Here is a 3120-nt window from a genome sequence, read left to right as displayed (position 1 = left end):
ACCCATTATATTAAAAAAAAATTGCGATGAATAAAAACATTCTCTTTACAGCATTGGTATTTTTAACTCTTCAACCAATATTTTCTCAAACATTCGTGCGAATGGAAAAAGTTAATGGAGTTTATGAAATTCCTTGTAAAGTAAACGGAATTGAAATGAAATTCATATTAGATACTGGAGCCTCTGACATTTCTATATCTAAAACAGAAGCCAACTTTCTTGCTAAACAAGGATTATTGAAAGAAGACGATATTATTGGTAGTCAAAAATACCAAACAGCAGACGGCTCAATTATAGAGGGAACGCAAATTATAGTCAAAGAAATTAAAATACAAGATTTATATATTCAAAATGTAAGTGCGACAGTTATGGATAATGCAAATGCGCCTTTACTTTTTGGGCAATCTGCCTTATCAAAATTTGGCAGGTTTGAAATTGAAAATGATATTTTACGGATTTATCCTAAAGAGAGTAGAAATGTTTATGAATTTCTAAATATTGATTTAACCAAATCAATTGAAGATTTTGGTTTAAGCCGTGCAAATTTAGAAGATGCCAAACCGATTATCGGAATTCCGTTTGAAGCTTTAAATATTTCGGAAGAGCACGAATTTATGGATTTGGAATTTGATAAACAAAGTGTAATTTTTGATAATACAGGTAAAATAGTTATGGTTGGATTAACCAAAAGATTTAATGATAAAAGTGCCGAAATAAGACGAGAAAAATCAGAAACATTTTATCATTTGATGCAAGATAAGTTTACTGATCAATATGGCTCTGCGGATAATAAAATGAGCAAAATCTCAAAATGGGATAAAGAAGATTACGAAATTATTATGAATATTCAGTCTGATTTTCAAGTTGGGGTATTCTACACACCAAAACTATTTGTTAAAGAAAGCCTACCAGACCTTACGGTAAGTGATATCAACAGAACTCGTAGTGCACAAGATGATTTGAGAAACGAAGTGGCTAAAAGCCTAAATGATTTAGTCAATACAACATTTAACAATTTAAATGCATCTGCACGAACAGAAAATAAGGCATTAATTTTTTCTTTCGCTTATAAAATAGAAAAGGATGGTATTGTCATAAATGAATTTGCAGATTTTATTTCTTTTGCAGTTTTAGATTATATAGTAAATAGCAAGTCTGCATATAATGCGTTGAATGTTTATTCGGAAATTAAATTTGATTATAAGATTATTGATGCCGATAGCAAAAAATATAATGTAATTCGTTTAATTAAGATACAGGATTATCAAAAATTAAAACATCCTTTGAATAAAGAACTATTCATTAAGTTCGTGCAAAAATACAATGGGTAACAACGTATAAAAACAATAGGGCAATGAGTGTTTAATCCAATAGTAATCGCACTTTTGCGAAGTCGCCTAATTTTTAAATTTGGCTTATTGAACAAAAAAATAACAAGAAAAATTTAAAAATTCGGCTTGTGTTCATCCGAATGGTAGTCGCTTTTTTTCCGCCCTACTATTCTTATACAAATCCGTTGTGCGTCATTTAAAAAAAATCGTACTAAAATTGAAAATTCAGGAAAATTAATGAAAAAAATACAAGAAATAACTGACTATATTGAAAACAATTCGACTGAAATAATTGAAAATATTGACCAAGAAAGTGTCGATGTTTATAATTTCCTAAAAACCGAATTTAAGAAATCGAATGTTAATGAAAATTATCTATTTCAATTTGTTTTTAGGAGTTTTTACCGAATTGACAACGCTGGTCTTACGCCTGAATTTAAAAAAGAGTATTTTAAAATATTGGAACAAAATCGGAACGAAAAACAATTTGACTTTGAAAAAGTATTACGCAGACTTTACTCGTTTCCGAACAGAAAAGGACAAAACACTTTGCAGTTTTCATTTGCAACAAAGATGTTGAATACAATTGACGACAAAATGCCAATTTACGACAGCGAAGTTGCGAAAATGTTTTCTATGTCAAGACCATATCAATCGGAATTTGAAATTAAATTGGATAAATATTTAGACCAACTCGAAAAAATTCAAAATGGTTACGATAAAATAATTAACCAAAATCTTCTACCAGAAACAATTGGACTTTTTGACCAAGTTTTTAAAGACAATAAGTTATCCGAAATGAAAAAATTGGATTTTATATTTTGGTCTGCTGGAAAAACAACAACGAGATTAACGAAAAAAGGAGATGATGGATTTCACACGCTTGAGGAATTAGATGAAATTGACAGAAAAATAAAAACGAACGCACAACACCGTATATAATTTATTGCTGGCTTCTCGCCTACTTACGAAAGTCCTCGCGGACTTTCTTGGTCGGTAATTATTTACTAAATTAGTTGCTTAAAACACGCAACAAACCATATACAACAACGTTATGGGCAAGTTAAAAATTTACAACGTATCAAAAAATTAAAAAAATGAAAGATCTAAAAGAAAGCTTCAAAATTATAACTGATGAAAACTTAAAAGAAACAATCATCAACTCTGGCAAAAAATTGAATTGGAAACCTATTTCTATATCTGATAATGAAGTAGAATTTCAGTACACAACTCATCTAACAAAATTTTATACAGTTGTTTCTTGGACAGTTGATGGTTTTATAAATCTATCATCTAATTACAAAAAAAAATCTATAAAAGTTGACCTTGGGGGATACAGAAATAATAATAATGAAAAAATCAAATTATCCATATTAAGGGAAGTTGAACTAAAAACCAAAGATGATGTTCCCAATGATATTGTAAATAACGATAAATTAAAATCTTCTAATAGTACAGATAATATTGAAAACGAAGATAAAATCAATATAAATAATAATAAAAAAGAAAACTATTCTGAACTAATTTCTACAAAAAAATAATTCTCAAAATAAGGTAATTAAAATTGCATTAATTGTTTTTGTTGTTTTAATTGGTTTTTTAGTGTTTAAAATCGGAGTTTCTAATAATGTAAGCGTATGTGAATGTAAAGATAATTTCTGGGATCCAAAAGATAAAAAATACGGTGATGTAATGGTATGGGAAAATACAGGAAATTTAGCTGGTACAAATGTTACTCAAAGAAAAAATATGTTGAACCATTACAATGCTATGGTTAGTTACAAAGACT

Annotated in this window: 4 protein-coding genes; all 4 read left to right on the top strand. The window is 28.7% G+C overall.

Annotated features, from left to right (window positions below; all coding sequences use genetic code 11):
* The first annotated feature begins 26 nt into the window (after positions 1–26).
* Complete coding sequence (locus tag PGOND44_RS15105) at positions 27–1331, top strand: retropepsin-like aspartic protease family protein (RefSeq protein ID WP_003445830.1); 1305 nt, start codon at positions 27–29, stop codon at positions 1329–1331.
* Between the two features lie 237 nt (positions 1332–1568).
* Complete coding sequence (locus tag PGOND44_RS14735; RefSeq protein ID WP_003445829.1) at positions 1569–2273, top strand: hypothetical protein; 705 nt, start codon at positions 1569–1571, stop codon at positions 2271–2273.
* A gap of 155 nt (positions 2274–2428) precedes the next feature.
* The gene (locus PGOND44_RS14730; RefSeq protein ID WP_003445813.1) at positions 2429–2872 is read left to right on the top strand and encodes a hypothetical protein; all 444 of its coding nucleotides are present in this window, start codon (positions 2429–2431) and stop codon (positions 2870–2872) included.
* A gap of 61 nt (positions 2873–2933) precedes the next feature.
* The coding region (locus PGOND44_RS15975) for a hypothetical protein (protein WP_040556303.1) at positions 2934–3120 on the top strand (187 nt) is incomplete at its 3' end.

It is taken from the genome of Psychroflexus gondwanensis ACAM 44 (assembly GCF_000355905.1).
In the GTDB taxonomy this organism is placed as follows: domain Bacteria; phylum Bacteroidota; class Bacteroidia; order Flavobacteriales; family Flavobacteriaceae; genus Psychroflexus; species Psychroflexus gondwanensis.
Note: the sequence above shows the minus strand (reverse complement) of the source record. Positions and strands in the feature narration are given on the sequence as shown.

Coding starts and splice junctions, on each gene's coding strand:
- PGOND44_RS15105 (WP_003445830.1), top strand. CDS start 27: ATGAATAAAAACATTCTCTTTACAGCATTGGTATTTTTAACTCTTCAA.
- PGOND44_RS14735 (WP_003445829.1), top strand. CDS start 1,569: ATGAAAAAAATACAAGAAATAACTGACTATATTGAAAACAATTCGACT.
- PGOND44_RS14730 (WP_003445813.1), top strand. CDS start 2,429: ATGAAAGATCTAAAAGAAAGCTTCAAAATTATAACTGATGAAAACTTA.